At 44.8% G+C, this 20,793-nt stretch carries 24 protein-coding genes; 11 read left to right on the top strand and 13 right to left on the bottom strand.

All coding sequences use genetic code 11. The annotated features are described in order from the left end of the window. Positions 1 to 86 precede the first annotated feature (86 nt). From QXE01_02320 to QXE01_02310, 3 genes are all read right to left on the bottom strand, one after another. A complete protein-coding gene (locus QXE01_02320) occupies positions 87 to 320 on the bottom strand; it encodes a hypothetical protein (GenBank protein MEM4970068.1) in 234 nt (77 codons plus the stop codon). Then, a complete protein-coding gene (locus tag QXE01_02315; protein MEM4970067.1) occupies positions 304 to 660 on the bottom strand; it encodes a hypothetical protein in 357 nt (118 codons plus the stop codon). Before QXE01_02315 ends, QXE01_02320 begins: the two co-directional genes overlap by 17 nt. Positions 661 to 811: 151 nt before the next feature. Further along, positions 812 to 1,039 carry a hypothetical protein gene (locus tag QXE01_02310; protein MEM4970066.1) on the bottom strand — a complete coding sequence of 76 codons (228 nt, stop codon included), beginning with the start codon at positions 1,037 to 1,039 and terminating at the stop codon, positions 812 to 814. A 110-nt stretch (positions 1,040 to 1,149) separates the two neighbouring features. On the opposite strand from QXE01_02310, the gene QXE01_02305 reads away from it, so the two are divergent. After that, positions 1,150 to 2,388, top strand: a complete 1,239-nt coding sequence (locus QXE01_02305; protein MEM4970065.1) for an extracellular solute-binding protein — start codon at positions 1,150 to 1,152, stop codon at positions 2,386 to 2,388. A gap of 414 nt (positions 2,389 to 2,802) precedes the next feature. On the opposite strand, the gene QXE01_02300 is transcribed toward QXE01_02305, so the two are convergent. Further along, a complete protein-coding gene (locus QXE01_02300; protein MEM4970064.1) occupies positions 2,803 to 3,927 on the bottom strand; it encodes a PrpF domain-containing protein in 1,125 nt (374 codons plus the stop codon). A gap of 73 nt (positions 3,928 to 4,000) precedes the next feature. Between QXE01_02300 and QXE01_02295 the strand changes: the two genes are divergently transcribed. From QXE01_02295 to QXE01_02280, 4 genes are all read left to right on the top strand, one after another. After that, entirely contained in the window at positions 4,001 to 5,383 is a 1,383-nt protein-coding gene (locus tag QXE01_02295; protein ID MEM4970063.1) for an MmgE/PrpD family protein, read from the top strand. A gap of 108 nt (positions 5,384 to 5,491) precedes the next feature. Further along, complete coding sequence (locus QXE01_02290) at positions 5,492 to 6,748, top strand: extracellular solute-binding protein (protein ID MEM4970062.1); 1,257 nt, start codon at positions 5,492 to 5,494, stop codon at positions 6,746 to 6,748. A 1-nt stretch (position 6,749) separates the two neighbouring features. Continuing rightward, the gene (locus tag QXE01_02285) at positions 6,750 to 8,384 is read left to right on the top strand and encodes an iron ABC transporter permease (protein ID MEM4970061.1); all 1,635 of its coding nucleotides are present in this window, start codon (positions 6,750 to 6,752) and stop codon (positions 8,382 to 8,384) included. Between the two features lie 5 nt (positions 8,385 to 8,389). Beyond that, entirely contained in the window at positions 8,390 to 9,442 is a 1,053-nt protein-coding gene (locus QXE01_02280; GenBank protein ID MEM4970060.1) for an ABC transporter ATP-binding protein, read from the top strand. Between the two features lie 52 nt (positions 9,443 to 9,494). Here QXE01_02280 and QXE01_02275 read toward each other — a convergent pair whose 3' ends face one another. Then, a complete protein-coding gene (locus tag QXE01_02275; protein MEM4970059.1) occupies positions 9,495 to 10,586 on the bottom strand; it encodes a mandelate racemase/muconate lactonizing enzyme family protein in 1,092 nt (363 codons plus the stop codon). 333 nt (positions 10,587 to 10,919) lie between these two features. Between QXE01_02275 and QXE01_02270 the strand changes: the two genes are divergently transcribed. Continuing rightward, positions 10,920 to 11,141 carry an antitoxin gene (locus QXE01_02270; GenBank protein ID MEM4970058.1) on the top strand — a complete coding sequence of 74 codons (222 nt, stop codon included), beginning with the start codon at positions 10,920 to 10,922 and terminating at the stop codon, positions 11,139 to 11,141. A 256-nt stretch (positions 11,142 to 11,397) separates the two neighbouring features. Here the strand turns inward: QXE01_02270 and QXE01_02265 are convergent, their stop codons facing one another. Then, a complete protein-coding gene (locus QXE01_02265; GenBank protein ID MEM4970057.1) occupies positions 11,398 to 12,594 on the bottom strand; it encodes an ABC transporter permease in 1,197 nt (398 codons plus the stop codon). Between the two features lie 3 nt (positions 12,595 to 12,597). Then, entirely contained in the window at positions 12,598 to 13,521 is a 924-nt protein-coding gene (locus QXE01_02260; protein MEM4970056.1) for an ABC transporter ATP-binding protein, read from the bottom strand. 136 nt (positions 13,522 to 13,657) lie between these two features. Here QXE01_02260 and albA point away from each other — a divergent pair, with 136 nt between their 5' ends. Next, positions 13,658 to 13,948, top strand: coding sequence for a DNA-binding protein Alba (albA, locus tag QXE01_02255; protein ID MEM4970055.1), 291 nt, complete (start codon positions 13,658 to 13,660; stop codon positions 13,946 to 13,948). Positions 13,949 to 14,000: 52 nt separating this feature from the next. On the opposite strand, the gene QXE01_02250 is transcribed toward albA, so the two are convergent. From QXE01_02250 to pstS, 5 genes are read right to left on the bottom strand one after another with little or no spacing between them, the layout of a single operon-like run. After that, complete coding sequence (locus QXE01_02250; protein ID MEM4970054.1) at positions 14,001 to 14,621, bottom strand: PhoU domain-containing protein; 621 nt, start codon at positions 14,619 to 14,621, stop codon at positions 14,001 to 14,003. After that, on the bottom strand, positions 14,618 to 15,391 hold the full coding sequence (locus QXE01_02245) for a phosphate ABC transporter ATP-binding protein (GenBank protein MEM4970053.1): 774 nt from the start codon (positions 15,389 to 15,391) through the stop codon (positions 14,618 to 14,620). Before QXE01_02245 ends, QXE01_02250 begins: the two co-directional genes overlap by 4 nt. A 4-nt stretch (positions 15,392 to 15,395) precedes the next feature. Further along, a complete protein-coding gene (locus tag QXE01_02240; GenBank protein ID MEM4970052.1) occupies positions 15,396 to 16,274 on the bottom strand; it encodes a hypothetical protein in 879 nt (292 codons plus the stop codon). Then, positions 16,264 to 17,181, bottom strand: coding sequence for a phosphate ABC transporter permease subunit PstC (gene pstC, locus QXE01_02235; protein MEM4970051.1), 918 nt, complete (start codon positions 17,179 to 17,181; stop codon positions 16,264 to 16,266). The genes QXE01_02240 and pstC overlap by 11 nt, the downstream gene beginning before the upstream one ends. Before the next feature lie 3 nt (positions 17,182 to 17,184). Next, positions 17,185 to 18,429 carry a phosphate ABC transporter substrate-binding protein PstS gene (gene pstS, locus QXE01_02230; protein ID MEM4970050.1) on the bottom strand — a complete coding sequence of 415 codons (1,245 nt, stop codon included), beginning with the start codon at positions 18,427 to 18,429 and terminating at the stop codon, positions 17,185 to 17,187. 672 nt (positions 18,430 to 19,101) lie between these two features. Between pstS and QXE01_02225 the strand changes: the two genes are divergently transcribed. From QXE01_02225 to QXE01_02210, 4 genes are all read left to right on the top strand, one after another. After that, on the top strand, positions 19,102 to 19,380 hold the full coding sequence (locus QXE01_02225) for a hypothetical protein (GenBank protein MEM4970049.1): 279 nt from the start codon (positions 19,102 to 19,104) through the stop codon (positions 19,378 to 19,380). A gap of 62 nt (positions 19,381 to 19,442) precedes the next feature. Further along, the gene (locus QXE01_02220) at positions 19,443 to 19,790 is read left to right on the top strand and encodes an alpha-amylase family glycosyl hydrolase (protein ID MEM4970048.1); all 348 of its coding nucleotides are present in this window, start codon (positions 19,443 to 19,445) and stop codon (positions 19,788 to 19,790) included. Between the two features lie 7 nt (positions 19,791 to 19,797). Beyond that, positions 19,798 to 19,950 carry a hypothetical protein gene (locus QXE01_02215; GenBank protein MEM4970047.1) on the top strand — a complete coding sequence of 51 codons (153 nt, stop codon included), beginning with the start codon at positions 19,798 to 19,800 and terminating at the stop codon, positions 19,948 to 19,950. Between the two features lie 108 nt (positions 19,951 to 20,058). Then, positions 20,059 to 20,349, top strand: coding sequence for a DUF1953 domain-containing protein (locus QXE01_02210; GenBank protein ID MEM4970046.1), 291 nt, complete (start codon positions 20,059 to 20,061; stop codon positions 20,347 to 20,349). Between the two features lie 38 nt (positions 20,350 to 20,387). On the opposite strand, the gene QXE01_02205 is transcribed toward QXE01_02210, so the two are convergent. Continuing rightward, a partial coding sequence (locus QXE01_02205; protein ID MEM4970045.1) for a class I SAM-dependent methyltransferase occupies positions 20,388 to 20,793 on the bottom strand: 406 nt, incomplete at its 5' end.

The following is a 20,793-nucleotide window of genomic DNA, read 5'->3' as shown; positions in this document are numbered from 1 at the left end:
TGGATATCGATCTCTATGGAATAGGGAGAATAGTTTATCAGCTATCTAGGGCTGTCTAGACGTGTATTGATTCTTAAGATCATGATCTAGAAATAGGTTCTGGGTATTCTTGCTTTCTCTAGGAGCTCAATGAATTCTTCTAGGGATAATCCTGAGAGTCTCTGGGCCATCCTCAGATCCCCCTTTTCTATGTAATATATCAGCGCAGCCCTTATCCTGGGTGGCTGCTTATTTATGAAATCCCAGTCTGCCTCTCTCCTCCTAATCTCTCTACCTTCCTCCTCGTATTCCCTCAAGATCTCTTCAAACTGTTTCTCCAATCCCTAGCACCCTTAGATCTCTTCGTGAGAATCTATGGTGGGTCTCCTCCTGGTATCTTATGAACTCGCTCACATCTATCAGCCCCCTTCTATATAGCTCTAATAGGACTTCAAAAGCCCTCCACACCCTTATACCCTTAAGATATATGTATTGGGAGGCATATGCACCTCCATTCTCACTAAGCACTGTGATCCCTAGTGCCTTCCCTATGCTCAGGCATATTGCTTCTGGATAGTCAATGCTCCTCACAGGATATCTCCTCGATATCCTCATAATCCTCATAGCCTCCTCCCTAATCTCGGGTGTCTCTGTGAAAAGGGCTATCCTGTCTCTCACCATGTTATCTGTGATCCAATATATTGTGGATTCACTCCTAACCTCATTAAGAACACTCTCAGGGAGATATATGATTTGGAATATCTCAAAAATAAGATCTCTCTTAGAATATCTAGCCCAGTCGATTAGGAAAGAGGTGTCTGCAACAGCCTCGCTAATTTGTATTCGGGATTCTAGCCTTGATCCTGAGATCGTTCATCTCCTCCATAGAAACCCCAGCTATTCGAGAAGCAACATATAGATCCCCTTTCTCTATATAGTATATCAGTGCAGCCCTTATCCTCGGCGGTTGCTTATTTATGAAATCCCAGTCTGCTTCTTTTCTTCTAATCTCTCTACCCTCCTCAAATCTCCTTCTAAGCTCCTCTATGATTTCCTCCACTATATCCCCACATTATATTATTTGATTCTCCTAATAATAAAGCCAAAGAAGAGTAGAGATCTCAGCCGGTATTTATAACCCATGTTATAGTACATCTATCGGGGCATATTATGAGTAGGCCGGGGGGAGTTATATATGCTATTATGGTAGTTTTGATCGTTATAGCCGGGGTAGCCGGTTTTCTAGCAGGGCAGATGACAACACCTAGCAAGGCTCCCCAAACAGCTACCTCATGGGCTACAGCTACGCAGATGGTTACATATACACAGGTTATCACGGCTCAACAGGCTATAACAGCTATACAGACACAGACGCGAACTGCTAGTCAGGAAGAGATATTAGCACCTATAGTGGAGGCAGCTAAGAAAGAGGGTAAACTAGTGATCTATAGCACGCTTGATAGGCCGAGTGCGGAGCCTCTTCTAAATGCTTTTAAGGCTAAGTATCCATTCATAGATATACAGTATGTAGAGTTAAACACGATACAGCTCTACAATAGATATATTAGTGAGAGGGCAGCGGGAGCCCCTACAGCTGATATTCTGTGGTCAGCAGGTCCTGATCTACAGTATCTGCTTATCCAAAATGGTAGTGCTCAGCCGTATAGATTGACTATATATGATAGGATACCTGAGGCAGCAAAATACAGAGATCTAGCATATGTCTCTTCCTACACATTAATAGCCCCTATATATAACTCGGAGAAGATCCCGGCGAGCCTATATCCCAAGTCATTCTCGGATCTCTTGAGCATATTAACAGAGAGAAAAGATCTATTTCCTCCGAGATCTATCGTAGCATTTAATATAGAGCAGAGCTCTCTAGGCCTTGTATTCACATACTACCAATACAAGGCAGATCCAGATCTGATCCAGAGGTTATTTAAGGCCGCATCATCAATAGGCATCATACTCCAGGCATCGACAGGCCCACAGATAGAGATGGTGAAGACAGGACAGGCATATATATCCCTCAGCCTAATAGCTAACTACGCATTTAGAGAGGCTAGAAACGACACTAGGATCGGGGTCTTTATACCCTCAGATCTAGCAGTCCTAGTACCCAGGGTTATGTTCATAACCAAGGAGGCTAGAAACCCCAATGCAGCTAAGCTCTTCATGGAATTCGTCTTCTCCGACGAGGGACAAAAAGCCCTTGCTGCCTCTTCCGAAGTTGTTGTAACGATAGATAATCCCTATTACCCCCAGCTCTCAATAAAATACCTACAGGCTAATGTGAGAAAATTAATGATCGTTAGATTCGGCGATGGAATCCTAGATGAGCTTCTAAAATCCGATGTTAGAAGCAGCTTCATATCTACATGGAAAAGCTGGCTCGGAATAGGGTAGAAGCCCACTATAAATATAGATTTTTTAATATAAACATCATAGTTCGTGAGGAGATGGGGCATTATAAATAGGTTTTTGATTGAAAGAGAATTATCCCTTTGCTATGTTATCTAGATGCTATCTTGACCCTCAATAAGAGCTTCAGAAGAGTTATATCCTAAATAATAAATTTATATTATCAACGCTAAGAGTGTTTGATGGGGTTGGGAGCTAGAGTCCTTATTACTATCTCATTGTCACAATTGATAACAATAGCTTCGGAGCTTAGTAAGTTTATCACTATCTCTTACAGAAGAACAAGTCTTTTAATTGAGTGGGCTGTTAGGCATGGGCGTAGTTACAATATACTGGTTCTACTTTGATATCTTTAGCTTTAATTCTTAAAAGCCTAGTCTCTATAAGGATTGTTTTTACTTATTCTATGTAATATGCTATGCCGGCCATGAGTCTTCTGGCTGTTCTCCCTACTGTGACGCTGTTTATGTGGACACTCTCCCCCGAGGGCCTTGCATCTACCTTAAGATCTATGATTCCCTTGGGATGGCCTATTATCACAATATCTCCTCTATCCTCGGAGAGCTGGTTAACGATTGTCCCGGGGATTTTGGCTGCGGCTGCTGTACATATAGCCCCTGTTACTGGGTATGCGTGGTGCATCTTCTGCATTGAGAATAGCCTTGCAAGGACTGTATATTTTTCTTTGGATATGATCCTTCCATCGGCTGCTCTGTAGTCTTTCTTCTCACCTATAATTGCTATGAATGGGAAGTGGGGGCTCTTTATGGTTGCATCCTCTGCTCTATCTACTAGCCCTATGATCTCCGCAGCCTTAGATCTTATAGCCTCTAGCCTATCTAGAGTCTCTCTGCTTATATCGCCAGGCATCTCGGCCCCTGTGAGACCGAGGTCTCTAGCCCTTATAAAGACAGCTGGATTACCTGCATCAACTATAGAGACCTCATATGTTCTCCCACCAACTACTATCTTATCAACAGGGTTGCCTGTTGGCAGGAGCTTCCCTGTATGTGAGCCCCCTGGCTCATGCCATATTACATCTATTCTAGACCCTGGGTTTGGAACACCATCGATCATATAATCCCCCTCATAATCGGTCATCCCATCCTTGGTTGGGACTATAGCGTCAATCCTCTTCCCGGTATTTACATTATACATCCTCACCAGGGTTTTAGAACCCGTTGCTTTGACCAAGCCCTCATCTATTGAGAACGGTGCTACCGCAGATGTCAGATTTCCACAATTCCCACTCCAATCTATAAACCTCCTCTCTATACCAACTTGGCCGAATAGATATTCAACATCGACTCCAGGTATGTTGCTTCTCCAAACAATCATCACCTTGCTCGTATGGGTGTGGGATCCTCCTAGCCCATCTATCTGCATAGGATCTCCACTACCAAAGATCTTCATTATGATTTCATCCCGCTTCTTCTCATCAGCTGGAAGATCCTCTCTCTTGAAGAAAAGCCCCTTACTAGTCCCGCCCCTCATGATAACACAGGGTATACCTTTTAACGGCATAACCTCACCCATTACTCTAAACCATAATCGATATATAAGGGTCTTGTATTGCATGTTGCATAGGGTGTCTAAATTGGAGAGGAGGTCATTGGCTCAGGTGATCTCAGAATTCATATATAATCTAAGCTATAGCGATATACCCTCTAGCGTCATAGAGAAGGCGAAGATACATATTCTAGATCTCATGGGTATAATGATGGCGATGCATAGTGATGAGAACGTTAAAAAAGTTGTTAATATGGTAAGGGCTCTAGGGGGATCTGAGGAAAGCGTGGTTATAGGTCATGGCTTTAGAGTTGCTGCAGCCAGCGCTGTGATAGCGAATGCCTCTATGGCCCATAGCGCTGACTATGATGATACGCATTTAGAGCCTATAATACATCCAAGCTGTGTCGCTATCCCCACAGCCCTTGCTATGGGAGAGGCGATGGATATAGATGGTAAAAGGTTTGTCGAGGCTGTTGTAGCTTCTTATGAGGTTAGCATTAGAATAGCGCTCGCAGCAGGTAGAAAGCTCCATGAGAGAGGCTTTCACCCAACATCGGTAGTCGGTGTATTTGGAGCTGTGGCTGCCTCATCAAAGATCTTAAACCTAGATCCCTCGAAGATCTTAAACGCCCTTGGGATTGCCGGTAGCATGGCATCTGGGATTATGCAGGGACATAGAGAGGGTATCTGGTTAAAACCCCTCCACCCAGCTATAGCATCGCATAACGGGATCCTAGCATCTCTATTGGCTATGAATGGTGTTGAGGGCCCTAAAATGGTTTTAGAGGGTGAATGGGGCTTCTTCAGATCATATCTCTGGGGGGAGGAGCCTGTTTTCGGTAGAGTAGTAGAGGATCTAGGGGTTAGGTGGGAGACTCTCAACATAGCTATAAAGCCATACCCGGTTGGACATGCCGCCGTAGCCCCGATCGACACTGCTATCATGTTGAGGGAGAAATATGGTGTAGGGTTATCAGATATAAAGGAGCTGATATTCTATTTACCAAAAACAGCTATAGATCTTGTATGTGAGCCATGGGAGAAAAGAATAAGACCTAGAAACCCCTATGAAGCCAAGTTCAGCGTGCCATTTCTAGCCATAATCGCTATTAAAAAGGGCTGGGTGGGGCTTAGAGACTTCACCTGGGAGAATATTGGGGATGAAGAGCTCCTCAAATATACAGGCAAGGTCAAATGTATCCATGACCCTGAATACGATAGACTAGCTCGAGAAGCAGTTATACCGGCTAGGGCTAAGCTGCTAACAACCGATGGGAGGGCATATGAAGAGGAGGTTATAAACCACAGAGGATCTCCTAAGAACCCCTTCACATGGGGTGATGAGGAGAAGAAGTTCTATGAAAACATAGCAAATACAAAGTTCGCCCACATAGGCAGAGACTTTGTGGATGCTATTAAGAGCATTGAGAGACATAGTATTAGATATATAGCTAATATGCTTTATTAAAAACCATGTTTTTACCAAATCTAAAACACATCTAATCCTAAAAACTAAAAGGGCTATAACATACAATAATATATATCCAGCTAATTAACTGATTAATGAGGGTCAGATATGGCTATTAAATCTAGTAGAATGCTATACGTTATAATGATCATAGCGATCGTTGTTGCAGCGGTAGCAGGCTTCCTAGCCGGTCAGTCCTATGCGCCTGGAGCTACACAGCAGACGCTAACAATATGGAGAACAGCTACCCAGGTGTTTACACAAACATATGTAACAACGATCCAACAGCCTGCAACAACACCGCCCCAGACACCCATAGCAACAGCTACTCAGACACCTACTCCCGAGCAGCTCCTAGCACCTATAGTTGAGGCTGCTAGAAAAGAGGGCAAGCTCATAATATATAGCACTGTTGATAGGCCGAGTGCAGAGCCTCTTCTAAATGCTTTTAAGGCTAAGTATCCCTTTATAGATCTTCAATATGTAGAGCTTAACTCGGTACAGCTCTATAATAGATATGTTAGCGAGAGGGCTGCGGGTGCTCCTACAGCTGATATTCTGTGGTCCTCAGGAGCTGATCTACAGTATCTGCTTATCCAAAATGGTAGTGCTCAGCCGTATAGATTGACTATATATGATAGGATACCTGAGGCAGCTAAATACAGAGATCTAGTATATATACCGTTCTTCGGCTTGGTAGCCCCTATATATAGCACTCAAAAGGTTCCAAAAGACTTGGCGCCTAAGTCCTACTCGGATATACTTAAACTGCTAACAGAGAGGAAGGATCTCTTCCCTCCAAGGAGTGTGGCAACGTTTAATATTGAGGGGAGCGCTTTTGCCTTAACATTCACCTACTACCTGTATAAGGGAGAACCCGACCTGATACAGAAGATCTTCACAGCCGCTGGCTCCATCGGCGTTGTTATGCATACAGCAACAGGGCCTCAGATCGAGATGATCAAGACCGGGCAGGCTGTGATATCTACAAGCCTCTTCGCCAACTACGCGTTTAGAGAAGCCGTAAATGATCCGAGGGTAGGCGTGTTTATCCCCACAGATATAGTAGTTCTCATGCCTATAACAATGTTCATAACTAAGGAGGCTAGGAATCCCAATGCAGCTAAGCTCTTCATGGAATTCGTCTTCTCCGACGAGGGGCAGAAAGCGTTGGCCCAAACATCAAATGTAATTGTTATGGGAGATAATCCGTTCTACCCACAGCTATCCCTCAAATATATCCAGGCAAACGTTAGGAAACCAATGATAGTTAGGTTTGGCGATGGCATTATTGACGAGCTGTTAAAACCCGATGTTAGGAATAGCTTTATATCGATGTGGAAGAAGTGGTTGGGGATAGGATAGGTTGATAAACCAGATCTTCAAAATAGTATCTATTTTTTTCGCCGCAATAGCTGTGCTGGCTATGGGTATAATTGTCTATCAATCCTTTCTAGGAGCAGCCTTTTATGAAAAGGGTCTCCATGTAACGATAGATAGCTATCTATCTACCCTCAGAGATCATGATTTCTATAGAGCTTTGATAGGTTCGCTCGCTATAGCAGCGCTCACAGTACTAGCGCTTCCAATAGCTTTGTTCGCAGCTATAGCTATCCACAAGATAGGGGTATATGGGGCTAGGGTTATAGAGCCCATGCTGATAATCCCCATGTTCATCTCACCCATTATCTGGGGCTTTGCATGGCTATATTCATATGGGCCTGCTGGTGTGTTTCCAAATCTGTGGGGAGATATATATGGCTTGATCCCTAGTGGAATTATATCAGCATTGATCCATGTGCCCAATGCATATGTAATCATATCAACATCGATTCTGGGGATAGATTCCTCCTATGAAGAGGTGGCCAGGTCTCATGGGGCGAGAGCGCTGCTAGTGATCACGAGGGTGGTGATGCCATTGATAAGGCCCTCTATAGTGTTTTCAGCAATTCTACTCTTTATATTGGGGATGGAGCAATTTGGCATCCCACTTTTATTCTATACATCGGTTGGGGGGCTTGTGCTGACCACCTATATATATCAGCAACAGGTTCTCAGCATAACCCCTAACTATCCTAAAGAGGCTGTAGCAGCATCAATACTCATCTACATGGCATTATCTCTTCTATTCCTTCAGAGATACCTAGCTATGAGGCTTTCAAGAAGATATGCTGTTCTAGGATCTAGGGTCAGGAGCATCGCCAAAATAGCTGTTTCACCGGTGTGGAGAGGAGTTGCCACAGCTGCTCTGCTATTATATCTCGTATTCGCTGTGCTCATACCACTAGCCTCTCTAATAATGAGATCGCTTAATCCTCTCTATGGTGGTAAAGGAGGTTTCTCGCTTGACTACTATATAACAATTCTATCCTCTGAATATCATAGAGGGATAATTATGAATACGCTAGAGATAGCGCTAATAGCAGCCTCTCTAGGCACTCTAGCATGTATAGGCTTCTCACTCTCTATCATGAGGAGTAGAAATGTTTTTGAGAGTAGGTTATTCGATGTGGTTTCAACGCTTCCCAGAGCTATGCCGGGTATTGTGATGGGCCTAGCATTTCTGTGGATATATCTCTTCACACCCCTCAGGCCAATTCTATATACCCCCCTAGGGATAGCGATAGCCCATGTTACTGCATGGTCTATCATGGGTACAAGGGTGCTGGTATCAAGCCTAGGCCAGCTCTCCCCCGAGCTGGAGGAGGTTGCAAGGGTTCACGGGGCCAGCGCGTCTATAACCCTTAGGAAGGTTGTATTGCCATTGGTTAAAAGGGCTGTTCTGATCTCTTGGCTGGTTATGTTCATATATTCTATTCGTGATTATGCGATAGCCACTCTACTAGTTCTACCCCAGACAATGGTTGTCGGAGCGTTTCTTATAATGTCATATGGCTCTGGAGAGATAGGTGTTGTATCTGCGCTCTCATCGATGTTGGTTATAATTATACTGGCTATGACCATAGCTATATTTAGGCTGGGTTGGAAGCCCTATGGGTGATGTATATGAGCATCCTCTATGTCTCAGACCTTGTGAAGAAGTTTGGCTCTGTTGTGGCCCTCAATATGGAGGGTAGATCTCTGGGTATTGAGAAGGGAGAGATCTTCGTGGTGATAGGCCCATCAGGCAGTGGTAAAACAACCTTTCTGAGATGCATAGCAGGTCTTGAAACCCCTGATAAGGGGGAGATAGTTATAGGTGGTAAGGAGGTCTTCAGCTATTCAAAGGGAATCAACCTACCCCCGGAAAAGAGATCTGTAGGATATGTGCCCCAGACATGGGGTCTATGGCCTCATATGAAGGTTTGGGATAACATAGCTTTTGGCCTCAAGATCAAGAAGATGCCTAGGGAAGAGATAGCGAGGAGAGTTAAATCTGTTGCCGAGTCTCTAAAGATAGATCATCTGCTAGATAGATACCCATGGCAGCTCTCTGGTGGGCAGCAGCAGAGGGTAGCACTTGCAAGGGCCATAGTGTTAGAGCCCTCTCTACTGCTCCTGGACGAGCCCATATCTAATCTAGATGCAGCCCTTAGAGATGAGGCTAGGATATGGCTTAGAGAGACTATAAAGAGCCTTAGAATCACCTCGATATATGTTACACACGATATAAGGGAGGCATTTGCCCTCGGAGACAGGATCGCCCTTATATCTGATGGTCTCTTCAGAAAGGTTGGGACACCAAGCGAGATATATAGATCTGTTGATGATCCTGTGCTAGCTAGCCTACTAAGATTTAACATTGTAAGGGGTAGAGTAGTCAGGGTATATAGAGACTCTGTAGAGGTTGATATAGGGGGTGCTACTATTAAGTGCACAGCTAGGGGTGATCTAAAGGAGGGATCCGATGCTCTTATATACTTCTCGCCCAGGGATGTGGCTATTGGTGATGGGGATCTCGAAGTTAATATTATAAGCACAACATTCTCAGGCGAGTACTACGAGGCTGTGGCAGAGCTAGGCGGTAAAATGATTAGAATATATATGGATAGAGATCTTAGTCAGAAAAGGGTTAAGGCTAGGATCGAGAGGTGTATAGCTTCCAACATATATATCTAGCTGTAATCATATCATTAAAGATCATTTATATTGTTAAGCAAGGAAGGGGAGATCATGAAGCTTTCTTCAGCTTAAGCCCTAGACCCGGGCTCTTAGGGGCTTTCAGAGATCCTTTCTCAGCATATAGAGATTCTCTGGGCTCTTCAAACACCTCATACACCAGCGAGTAGAGGGGGTTATCGGGGTAGAAGTACTCCACCCACATGGTGTTCGGCTTGGCAGCCACTAGGTGAGCATGTATGGGGTGTAGTGCGTGGGGTGCGACTGGTACTCCATATGCTGTTGCTATGGACCAGATCTTGAGCCACTCGCTTATCCCACCACACCAGGAGGCATCAGGCTGCACTACGTCGACAAGCTCATCCTCTACGAGGACTCTGAAGTCATGTACTGTTGAGTGTTGCTCACCAGCAGCGATCATGGTGTTAGAGTATTTCTTAATCCTCTTATATCCCTCTAGGTTATCTGGGTGTAGGGGTTCTTCGATCCAATAGAGATCATATCTCTCCCATTTCCTCAGATACTCTATGGCTTGATGTGTATCCAGAGATCCGTTCATATCAACCATTAGCTTAACATCATATCCAAGAGCATCCCTAATAGCCCTGATCCTCTCTGTGGCCTCCTCAAATGGAACCTCAGTCCTAGCCCCCCTTATCTTGAAAGCTCTAAAACCCTTCTCATAATACTCAATAGCCTTCTTAGCAAGCTCCCTTGGAGGTAGGTGGTGTGCAACATTAGCATATGCCGGCACATCCTCTCTATAGCCTCCCAAGAGTCTCCAGAGAGGAAGACCCGAGATCTTGCCGAGTATATCCCAGAGAGCCATATCGATGCCTGATATAGCCTGTATAACTATGCCCCGCCTACCCCATCTAGTGAGTCTGTGGAATAACCTGTTCCAAATCGCCTCAATAGATGTGGGGTCCAGCCCCACTATGTTCTCCCTAATAACACCCTCCACAATCTCCTTGAAGGCCCTTGAAAGGGGGGTTGGAATATGCGAGAAACCTGGAACATAGCTGATACCCTCCACCCCATCATCCGTTATAACCCTCACCACTGCGAGATCTCTTCCCCCTCCAAAATCTGCTAGATCGACTTTATGGGAGAAAATCTCCACCTTTATATCTTTTATCTTCAACCCACACCCCCATTCCATAGAGGTCTTGAGATAATATATACGCCCTTTCAACCTACCCTTATATGGAGACATCCGCTAAGAGTTAGAAAAACATCCACAACCTAGAGAGAACATGATCTCCGCTTCACCCTGTGGGAATCTTGCCCCTTAAAGTAAAAAGCCAGATACGATATCCCGAGGCTTTTGCAACTGAAAGCCCCCGTCCTCCAGAGGAGAGGTCAGCTATTATGATCCATATATCTTCCCCAAGTTATATTCCTTATAGTATCTTCGTTATCAGACGTTTTTAGATATAAATAATCCGTATACATGGTTATCTATACAGGGTTTGTTTTGAGTGTTGTTATAAGTATTAGGATCCCGAGGTGGTTGAAGGAAAAGCTTGAGAGCTATGGTATCAATATATCCGAGCTTGTGAAGAGAAAGTTATTTGAGGAACTAGAGAATATTGAGCGGGAAAACGCTGAAAAGATTCTTAGTGAGCTGAGGAGTTTAGAGGGTAAAGTAGATCTATATGAGCTTGCAAAGATCATCGATGAAGAGCATAAGGGATAGATGATCAATAATGTTAATATTGGATTTAACTGTCTACCTATCCTTAGTGACTGTGCCGTGTGAGCGCTCCCAAGATATTGTCTGGAAACATGGTTCCACCATATCTAATTTAATAGGTTTGCTATGCTTTTTAGAAGCGGTACGTGGAACTCAATGAGATAAGCTTCAACGGAGTTGTAAGGGTCTATATCAAGGGATATGCTCTTTGGAGTAGGGGAACGATTTGATTTTCTAATAATGTTTGATCCTATCTGTGTTATGGGTTTTCAATGGCTTTCTCTAGCGCTCTTCTATATAGGATCCATCCTATTATGATTATTGCTATGCTGGCTATTATTGCGGGGGCTGAATATAGGATTGCCTGGATGGGATCCCATTCATATACTGCTATGTTTCTAACGCTATCCACTATCCTTGATAGTGGGTATATGTCAGCGAAGATCTGGAGGCTGCTGGGTAGTAGGAATTTGGGGATCGCTATTCCTCCTATGAACATTGTGGGGAACGCTATCATGTTTGCGATCGCTGTTGCAGCCTCTGGGGTTTTAATAAACGGTGCTATTATGAATCCCAGGCCCATCGTTCCTATGGCGCCTATCAGCAGGAGGATAGCTATGGCTGTCCATGCATATGCTGGGATCCTATGTATATCCGCCCCTAGTGCTATCCCCAGCAGTGTCACTGCTATAGATGTTATGGATATAGATGCGAGCCCGGCTAAGATCCTTGCCATGAATATCCTATGACCCTTAATGGGGCTTGAGAGTATTAGCTGGAGAACACCGCTTCTCCTAGCCTCGACTATAGAGCCTATTGATGTGAATAGCCCGCTATATAGGATCATGAATCCTATGGTGCTAATCATATAGTATGTCCTGATACCCCCTGGGCTTGATATATAGCTCCCCCTAACCTCTATATATGATGTGTTGATCGGTTTTGCTATGAAGATCGCGTATCTATATGCATCGCTAGGCATGAAGCTCTTTGCTACCTCGATGATCCTCTCAACATATATAGATCCAAACCTGCTTATAAAAGACTCTAGTGAGCTCCTCGCAGCCTCAGAGGATTGGAGATTGCTAATATATGCTATGGAGATATACGTTTGATTCGCTGTGGTTAGATTCTCTCCAAAACCTCTTGGGATAACAATTCCCACATCATACCTCCCGCTTCTAATAGCATCTTCCAAGCTGCTGTTCACATAGGCAACCCTGTATATTCCCGTATCTCTCATAGCATCTATGAAGATCCTTGAGAGTGTGGAGTTATCGAGATCCTGGATCGCTACCGAGAAACTTATATTAGATCCGCCTGGGTTTCCGAACACAGCAAATATTATGGATAGATAGACCAGGGGGAAAACTATTGTCCAGAAGAGAGTCTGTCTCTCCCTAAACATGGACTTCACATATACATATACCTCGTATAGGTATTGGGAAGCAGGCAATAGCTACACCTCCATAGCCTCGCCAGTAACCCTTAGAAAGACCTCTCCAAGACCCGGCCTTCTAACCTCAACCCTCTCCGGCGTGTAGCCCTTGGCTATATATGCCGCCACTATAGCCCCCAAATCCCTCCCAGGATCCCTGGCCTCATATAGAGCAACCCTCTCACCATTATCAATGCCCTGGAAGCCCTCTAGATCTAGTGGCTCTACCCCTTCTGGGAGGTATATAGCTATTAGGGGCTTTGGAGCATATCTCTCTATAAGCTCTGAGGCGCTTCCAGACACCACTATCCTCCCCCTATGCATTATAAGCACCCTCGTTGAGTATCTCTCGGCTTCATATGGGTTGTGGGTTGAGTAGATAATGGTTCTATCCCCCGCTATCTCTAGGAGGAGGCTCCAGAGATCCTGTAGGGCTGTGGGGTCAAGGCCTGAGCCGGGCTCATCTAGGATTATAACCTCTGGATCGTGGATCAGGGCTGAGGCTATTGATAGCCTCTTAAGCATCCCACCACTATATTTAGAAACAGGCTTGTTAGCATGTTCAGCAAGTCCTAGAGCCTCTATAAGCTCTCTAGCCCTCCTCCTCGAATCCCGTATACCCAGCCCCCTAGCCATTCCAATCCATACTAGGTTCTCATACCCAGTCAGAGATCTCTCAAATACCGTGGCCTGGGGTGAGAATCCTATATATCTCCTAGCCCTCTCCATCTCATCCCCAGTTCCCCATAGATCTATGCCCTTCACATATATCCTCCCAGATGAGGGTCTTAGAGCGCCGCTTAGCATTGATAGAAGGGTTGTCTTTCCACTCCCATTGGGCCCCATAATAGCTAGGATCTCCTTATTAGCTGTTATAGAGACTGAATCCACAGCTACAAAGGATCCGAATCTCTTTGTAACGTTTTCAGCCCTTATAGCCTCCATGGATTTGATCCTCCTAAACGCTCTGCAAATAATACTATCGCTGATAAGGTATATATCTACATGAAGCAGGATCTTATTAAAAGCTTATAAAGCCCAGAGCCTTACATTCATGTGACAGGATTCTGAGGTGGTGGAGATGGCACAGCCACAGCCTGTAAACACAGTGCTAGTAGGTAAGAAGCCTGTTATGAGCTATGTACTAGCAATACTACAGCTAGCTAGCCAAGGAGTGAACGAGGTTGTTGTCAAGGCAAGGGGGAGGGCTATTAGCAGGGCTGTAGATGCTGTTGAGATTGTGAGGAGCAGATTCCTCAAAGACGGAATCACCATAGAGAGGATAAACATAGGGAGTGAGGAGCTGCAGAGCAAGGAGGGTAAGAGGTCTAGGGTATCTACGATAGAGATTGTTATCAAGGTAAAGAGATAAGGTTTTTTAAAAGGGTAGTGGATAGCTGGGAACAAACTATTTCATATCTCCGCTATAACATCTCAACAGTCTCCTGAGCTATATACACACTGTGATCCGCTATCCTCTCCAGGTACATTAGGATCAGCAGATCCAGGGTTGAGCATAGATCCGTAGATCTGGATGCTCTAGAGAGGGTTTGGAATAGCTTCTCATCAACAGATCTATCCATCTCTATAACACTCCTCGCCAAATCTTTATCCCTCTTTAGAAACGCCTCTATACTCCTCCTAACCATCTCCCTAACATATCCAGCAACCACCATCTCCCTAACATATCCAGCAACCTCCGATGACCCTTTTAACTCGCATACCTCGCTAGATCCTCTAAGCACTGTTGATAATATTGTAGATATGTCTAGAGCATATCTAGCGAATCTATATAGCCCGTAGGATATCTCTAGAGACGCTATCAAGCCCCTGAGATCTGATGCTGTTGGTTGGAACCTAGCTATTATCTCTATAATACTGCTGTGTATCTCAAGCCTTCTCCTCTTAACCTCATCAACCCTCCCCCTTATCACCTCTGGCGATGCCTTTAGTGTAACCACGTCCTCAACGATCTTCTCTGAGATTGCTGAGAGCTCTCTAAGCCTTGATTCGAGCCTAGATATATGCTGATCTATAGGCCTCAAGCCACCAGCCTCCCCGTAACATATTTCTCTGTAAGCTCGTTCTCAGGTCTCGTAAAGATCTTGGATGATGGGCCTACCTCGACGAGCCTTCCATCGTATATGAAGGCAACATAGTCAGAGACCCTAGAGGCTTGGAATGGATTATGGGTTACCAGAACAACTGTTAGGTATTCCCTGAGCTCTGTTATTAGGCTCTCGATCTTTGATGTGGCCACGGGATCTAGATTCGATGTTGGCTCATCCATTAGAAGAGCCTTCGGCTTCATAGCGAGGGCCCTTGCTATGCATAGCCTCTGCTGCTGCCCACCAGAGAGCTTACCAGCGGGCATATCAAGCCTATCCCTCACCTCATCCCATAGATAGGCCCTTTCAAGAGCCCATCTGACAAGCTCATCAAGCTCCCTCTTGCTCCTAACCATCCTGTTGATCTTAGGTCCTAGGGCTACGTTCTCATATATAGACATATTCGGTATTGGGTTGGGGACTTGGAAAACCATCCCGATCATCCTCCTAACCGATGAGGGATCCACCGAATCGCTATATATATCGAGACCATCAACCACAACCCTACCCTCGACCCTAGCCTCTGGATATAGATCTAGAATCCTGTTTATAGCCCTTAAAAGGGTTGACTTGCCACTCCCAGAGGGCCCCATTACTGTGAATACTGTGTTGCTTGGTATCGATAGGCTGATCCCCTTTATAACCTCTCTAGAGCCTAACCAGACCCTCAGCCCCTGGATCTCTATCGATGCACCCTTGGAACCCATAGCCTCACCTCCTTCCAGATATAATCCTTATAGCTGTGAAAAGAGCTATAGATATTGCTAACAGGATAAACGCGGCTCCCCATGAGGCCTCGACCCAGTTGCTATAGCCTGATAGAGCCATGGTATATATTCCAAGTGTTAGAGCTCCTATGGGCTTTAAAAGGGCTTCTAATCCTCCAGAGGGGTAGTACTCACTCCCAAATGCTGTGAATAGGAGGGGAGCCGTCTCACTCATAGCCTTTCCAACCCCTATGCCTATCCCAGCTAATATAGATGCCCTTACATATCTCAGCAATATATATGATGATACAAGCCTCGAACCCCCTAGGGAGTAGATCGCTTCTCTAAGGTGCATCGGAACCCCCTTCAGGCTCTCCTCCACCTGGGAGTATATGAATGGGATCATGATTATAGCTAGGGCTATGGAGCCTGAGAGGGCGCTGAACCTAGGTATAGGGCTATGGAGTCCTATCACCTGGAGGGCGAGATCCAGGAGCCTTAGGGTACCATATACCGAGAGGCCTATTATAATGGTTGGAAACTCGATCATAGTCCTGACAAATATAGATGTTAGGGGGCCAAGCCTGCTCCTAACACTCTGTGTTGCGTAGACCGCAGCCAATATAGATATTGGTATCCCTATGAGGGATGCAATGGCCGTGAGGATGAGTGTTCCAACGATATATGGTCCAACACCTCCGATTGCCTCGGAGCCTGGAAGGGCTCTCTCCTCTATGAAGAAGCCTGGGAAGTTCTTTGCTATAGCTTTAACACCGTTGACTGTGACAACCGCTATTAGATGTACTAGGGGTGCTAGACCAGCTATTGTAATCACCACCGCAATGGCTAGCCCTGCATAGGACTTCAGCATCCTAGCCTCCATATCTAGCCCCCCTCGAGATCCATATAACAGCTATGTTGACTGAGAGGCCTATCGCGAATAATACCAACGCGGCTCCGAATATCGCTGGAACCATATAGTAGTATGACTCTGCATTCTGATACTGATCAGCTATTAGGCTTGCAATGGTATAGCCTGGATTTAGGATCTTCCAGAACTCTGGGTTCACCACATTACCAACAACCATTGACACAGCTATGGTCTCCCCAACGGCTCTTCCATATGCTATCATAGCAGCAACGAGGATAGCCCTTCTAATATATCTTATCTTTAACATCGCAACCTCGAATCTTGTTAATCCAAGCGAGTATAGGGCTTCATCAACATATTTCGGAACATTATATAGCGCCTCCCTAATTATCGCTGTTGCGAAGGGCGAGATCATGATTGAGAGTAGTATTGATGCCGCGAAAAGGGAGGTGCCAAGAGATCCTGGGGATCCCAGGTAGCTCTTGATAGTGCTTAATAGGGGGTTCCCAGCTATATTTGCTATTAAAGGTGCTAATATGAATAGTCCCCAGAGGCCATATATTACTGTTGGTATACTGGCAGAGAGATCTACGAGTGAGCTGATAAGGGGTTTAAGCCTTCTAGGCAAGATCTCAACGATCGTTATCGATGATGCTATAGCTATCACAAGGGCTATCACTATCGCTATGACGCTGGTGATAAGGGTCCCCCCCAGTGCGAATAGTATCCCATATCTCTCCCTAGCCCCGCTCCAAATACTTGTCGATATAAAGCTTAGACCCTCTCTAATAAAGATCCTGAGGCCCTCGGCGCTTAGTATAGCTACGATTAGAACCACGGTTATTATTATAGCTATATTTGAGATCCCTATTAATCTAAAAAGATCTCTTCTCTTTAAAAAGCCCTGTATAGGGGTCACCCACTATATTCCTAAGCCTTGCTCCACATATTTAACAGCTATCTTCGCTAGCTCTGGTGGGAGGGGTAGGTAGCCCTCTACCAGGTTCTCCGGCTTCTGACCCTCGGTCAGGATCCACTTCAGAAACGCTGAGACCGCTTTCGCCATATCGGGATCTTTGGTAATATCCTTATATATAAATATATATGATAGCCCAGCAATTGGATATGTATTCTGCCCCTCCCTGTTGATGAAGCTCTTCGGAATATCTCCCCAATATGCATTCGGAGGTGGCAGGTTACTAGCCCCTCTCTTAAGAGCCTCAGAGACGGTTTCGGGGGTGGGCTTTACAAAGTTGCCATCTCTATTCTTTAGAGCTGCAGTTGGAAGCTTATTCACTATTGCATAGGCGTATTCAACATATCCTATTGAGTATGCCGTGCCCTTGACCTTTGCAGACACACCGTCACTACCCCTACCTCCCTCACCATATCCCAGAGCGTCTCTAGGCCATTCGACTGTGTATCCATAGCCTATCCTGGTTCTCCACTCCTCAGACACGTCTGAGAGGTAGAGGGTGAAGAGGGCTGTTGTACCGCTTCCATCGCTCCTATGGATCGCCCTTATAGGTTCGTGGGGTAGTAGGGCTCTGCACCCCTCTATCTGAAGCTCTTTTATCCTATCATCATCCCAGTATATTATCTTGCCAAGATATATGTTGGCCAGCACCTCACCACTTAGCCTGAGGGCTCCACAGCGGTTCTCATCCCACTCTGGGAGGTTATATATGATCGCTACTGAGCCCGCTATTACTGGTATCTGGATGAAATCAGATCCAGAGGCTACTAGTCTCTGATATGTTACATTGGATATAGGGACATCAGATGCTCCAAAATCAAGGCTTCGATCAAACCACTTCGCCTCACCAGCCCCGCTACCAATGGGTTGGTAATTAACCGTTACAAGGCCGCTGGACACAGATCTGAACTTCTGGATCCAGGACTGCATCTGTACATTAACAAAGGTAGAGCCTCCACCAGTAATAGTTATAGGCCTGCTTGGAAGAATCGCCTTAACAGTGATATCACCATAGCTAAACACCAGCTGAGAAGACTGGGAAGAGCTCTGCGTCTGTAAAGGCGTACTTGTTATATGCTGTATAGTAGTTGGAGCGTAGGACGGCTTAGAGCCCTGGAAATATATATAAGCTATCACACCCAATAACACCAAAGCTATAACTACAACCGAGATCAAAAGAACTTTATTCATACACACACCAAATACTTATACCATAGATGAGATGATATATACATACATATGAAAACATATGGCTAGGGATATATAATAGGTGAAATCACAGTAGCATATGCATAGAGGATCAAGATAAAACATGATTCATATTAATTAAAGCATCTAAATCAAGACACACTCTTTTCATCCACACCATTAAGTAGCTAGAAACAAAGTCTAGGAAACATGAGAATTCTAATATTGAAATAAAAAGGTGGGAGGGGGCAACAGACATATTGTCCCTAGCCCACTACCCATACCCCTAAGCCCTGAGGTTACCCTCAAGGCTTAGAGATATGGTTTGTGGGTTAGGGGGCGCCTGTCTGTTGCCCCCTCCCGATATATAGTTAATGAAAAGGGTTGTTATAAGCTTTTATAGTAATAATACTTCTTTGATCTTAAATTATAGATCGGTATTATTAGTAGGGTTTCACAGTATTTTTCTCTATAATTTTTATTGGTAATACATAGCAGTTATTTATATTATTTACTATATATTTTTGATCCCCTGGTTGGGTGGGTGAAATTTTGTTATGGGCTTTGCATAATAGCTTAGAGTTTCTGAGAAGTGTTGGATCACATTGGATGTTTAGGGTTGTTATAAGCTTAGATTTATTCAATGTATCCGGGTAAGGGATATTTGGTGGTTTTTTGGTATGGATTATAGGTGTCTTGTTGGTCTGTAGCAGATATGGTAGAGCGATCTATGGTACGAGTTTGATTAACGGTGTTTCCGCTTATTTTGAGGTGTGGGCTCCATATGTTAGGGAGCTCAGCGTTAAGCTCCATGGTAGGGGTGTTTTTAAGGCTGAGAGGGATGATAGGGGGTATTTTAGATTGGAGCTTGATGGTGTTAAGGAGGGGAGCTATATAGTTTTCTTGTTGATGGTGAGGAGATCCCTGATCCTACTTCGAAGTATCAACCGCTAGGTGTTCATGGGCCATCCCAGCTTGTTGATCTATGTTTTGAGATAAGGGAGCTGGGGAAGAGGGTGGATCTGAGGGATCTTCTGATCTACGAGATCCATGTTGGCATCTTTACAGAAAGGGGTGATTTCCTAGGCGTTATCGAGAAGCTGGGCTACCTAGTAGATCTAGGTGTTAATGCTATAGAGCTAATGCCGGTTACACAATTCCCTGGAGAAATGGATTGGGGCTATAATGGAGTGTTTCTCTATGCTGTGCAGAATAGCTATGGAGGGCCCAAGATGCTTGCAAAGCTTGTGGATGAGGCTCATAAGAGGAGGATAGCTGTGATCCTCGATGTGGTTTATAACCACATAGGTCCTGAGGGAGGCAAGCATATATACAAGCTGGCTCAACCCGAATATAGAGTATGAGCGCGTAATGCCGGATCTCGTTGAAGAGGCATTTACGAATAGAAGCTTTATCAACAGCTTCTCCAAGTTTGAAGCGAAGATCAGAAGAGTCGGTATGGAGAAGTCCCTCTCACTAGTAGCACTAAAGATCATGTCGCCTGGTGTGCCAGATATCTACTAGGGAACCGAGGCCTGGAGATATCTGCTAACAGATCCAGATAATAGGAGACCTGTTAACTTCAAGGAACTGGCAGATCTTCTGAAGAGATCTAGATCCTTTGATAAGGAGATGATCAGCAATATGGATGATGGCAGAATAAAAATCTATATAACCCATAGGCTTCTAAAGCTGAGAAGAGACCTCAACATAAATTCACTAGCATACAAGCCCATGAGAACACCAAATGGTGTATGTGGTTTCTGGAGAGGGGATAGGGTTTTGGTTTTAGTTAAGACCAGGGGTATTGGTAAGGTTGTTGTAAGGGTTGATGGTAGGTTCATCGATTACTTAACGGGAGAATATGTTGTGAACGATGTTGAGATAGATAGCCTACCCAGGATATTGATTAGGAAGAAATGAAGATAGTGGATAATAAACCTCGGATGTTATATACATAGCTATGGGTAGATCCCTATATAGAAGTCTCCATACCTCTCCCTATAGATCTTTTTCAGCGGATGTTCTAGGGATATAACTACTGTTGGCTTCCTAGCCTCCCTCACGATCTTATCCTCTATCTTCGCTACTGCTGGTGGCCATAGGAACATATATATCAAGTCATATCCCCCTAGGTCTATGTTGAAGATGTTCCCCCACATGAATCTAGCTCTTCCACCGCATTTTTTGAATTTAGATGCGATCCTGCTCCACATAACCTTAAGAGGATCTATGTCTATCCCTGTACATTTAGCCTTGGGGAGTATCTCTAGTGCTTTGAAGCATACCCCTCCGAAGCCTGAGCCTAGGTCTATGATCTCTAGATCCTCTCTTCCAGCTAGATATTTCTCAACGACATATCTGAGC

The organism is Sulfolobales archaeon, from assembly GCA_038897115.1.
GTDB lineage: Archaea > Thermoproteota > Thermoprotei_A > Sulfolobales > AG1 > AG1.
This window is presented reverse-complemented; position numbering and strand designations above follow the sequence as displayed.

What these genes read in the sequence shown, in the direction of transcription:
- QXE01_02315 (MEM4970067.1), bottom strand. Translation starts at nt 660, where the DNA reads ATGGTGAGAGACAGGATAGCCCTTTTCACAGAGACACCCGAGATTAGG.
- QXE01_02305 (MEM4970065.1), top strand. Translation starts at nt 1,150, where the DNA reads ATGAGTAGGCCGGGGGGAGTTATATATGCTATTATGGTAGTTTTGATC.
- QXE01_02300 (MEM4970064.1), bottom strand. Translation starts at nt 3,927, where the DNA reads ATGCCGTTAAAAGGTATACCCTGTGTTATCATGAGGGGCGGGACTAGT.
- QXE01_02290 (MEM4970062.1), top strand. Translation starts at nt 5,492, where the DNA reads ATGGCTATTAAATCTAGTAGAATGCTATACGTTATAATGATCATAGCG.
- QXE01_02280 (MEM4970060.1), top strand. Translation starts at nt 8,390, where the DNA reads ATGAGCATCCTCTATGTCTCAGACCTTGTGAAGAAGTTTGGCTCTGTT.
- QXE01_02260 (MEM4970056.1), bottom strand. Translation starts at nt 13,521, where the DNA reads ATGGAGGCTATAAGGGCTGAAAACGTTACAAAGAGATTCGGATCCTTT.
- albA (MEM4970055.1), top strand. Translation starts at nt 13,658, where the DNA reads ATGGCACAGCCACAGCCTGTAAACACAGTGCTAGTAGGTAAGAAGCCT.
- QXE01_02245 (MEM4970053.1), bottom strand. Translation starts at nt 15,391, where the DNA reads ATGGGTTCCAAGGGTGCATCGATAGAGATCCAGGGGCTGAGGGTCTGG.
- QXE01_02240 (MEM4970052.1), bottom strand. Translation starts at nt 16,274, where the DNA reads ATGGAGGCTAGGATGCTGAAGTCCTATGCAGGGCTAGCCATTGCGGTG.
- pstS (MEM4970050.1), bottom strand. Translation starts at nt 18,429, where the DNA reads ATGAATAAAGTTCTTTTGATCTCGGTTGTAGTTATAGCTTTGGTGTTA.
- QXE01_02215 (MEM4970047.1), top strand. Translation starts at nt 19,798, where the DNA reads ATGCCGGATCTCGTTGAAGAGGCATTTACGAATAGAAGCTTTATCAAC.
- QXE01_02210 (MEM4970046.1), top strand. Translation starts at nt 20,059, where the DNA reads ATGATCAGCAATATGGATGATGGCAGAATAAAAATCTATATAACCCAT.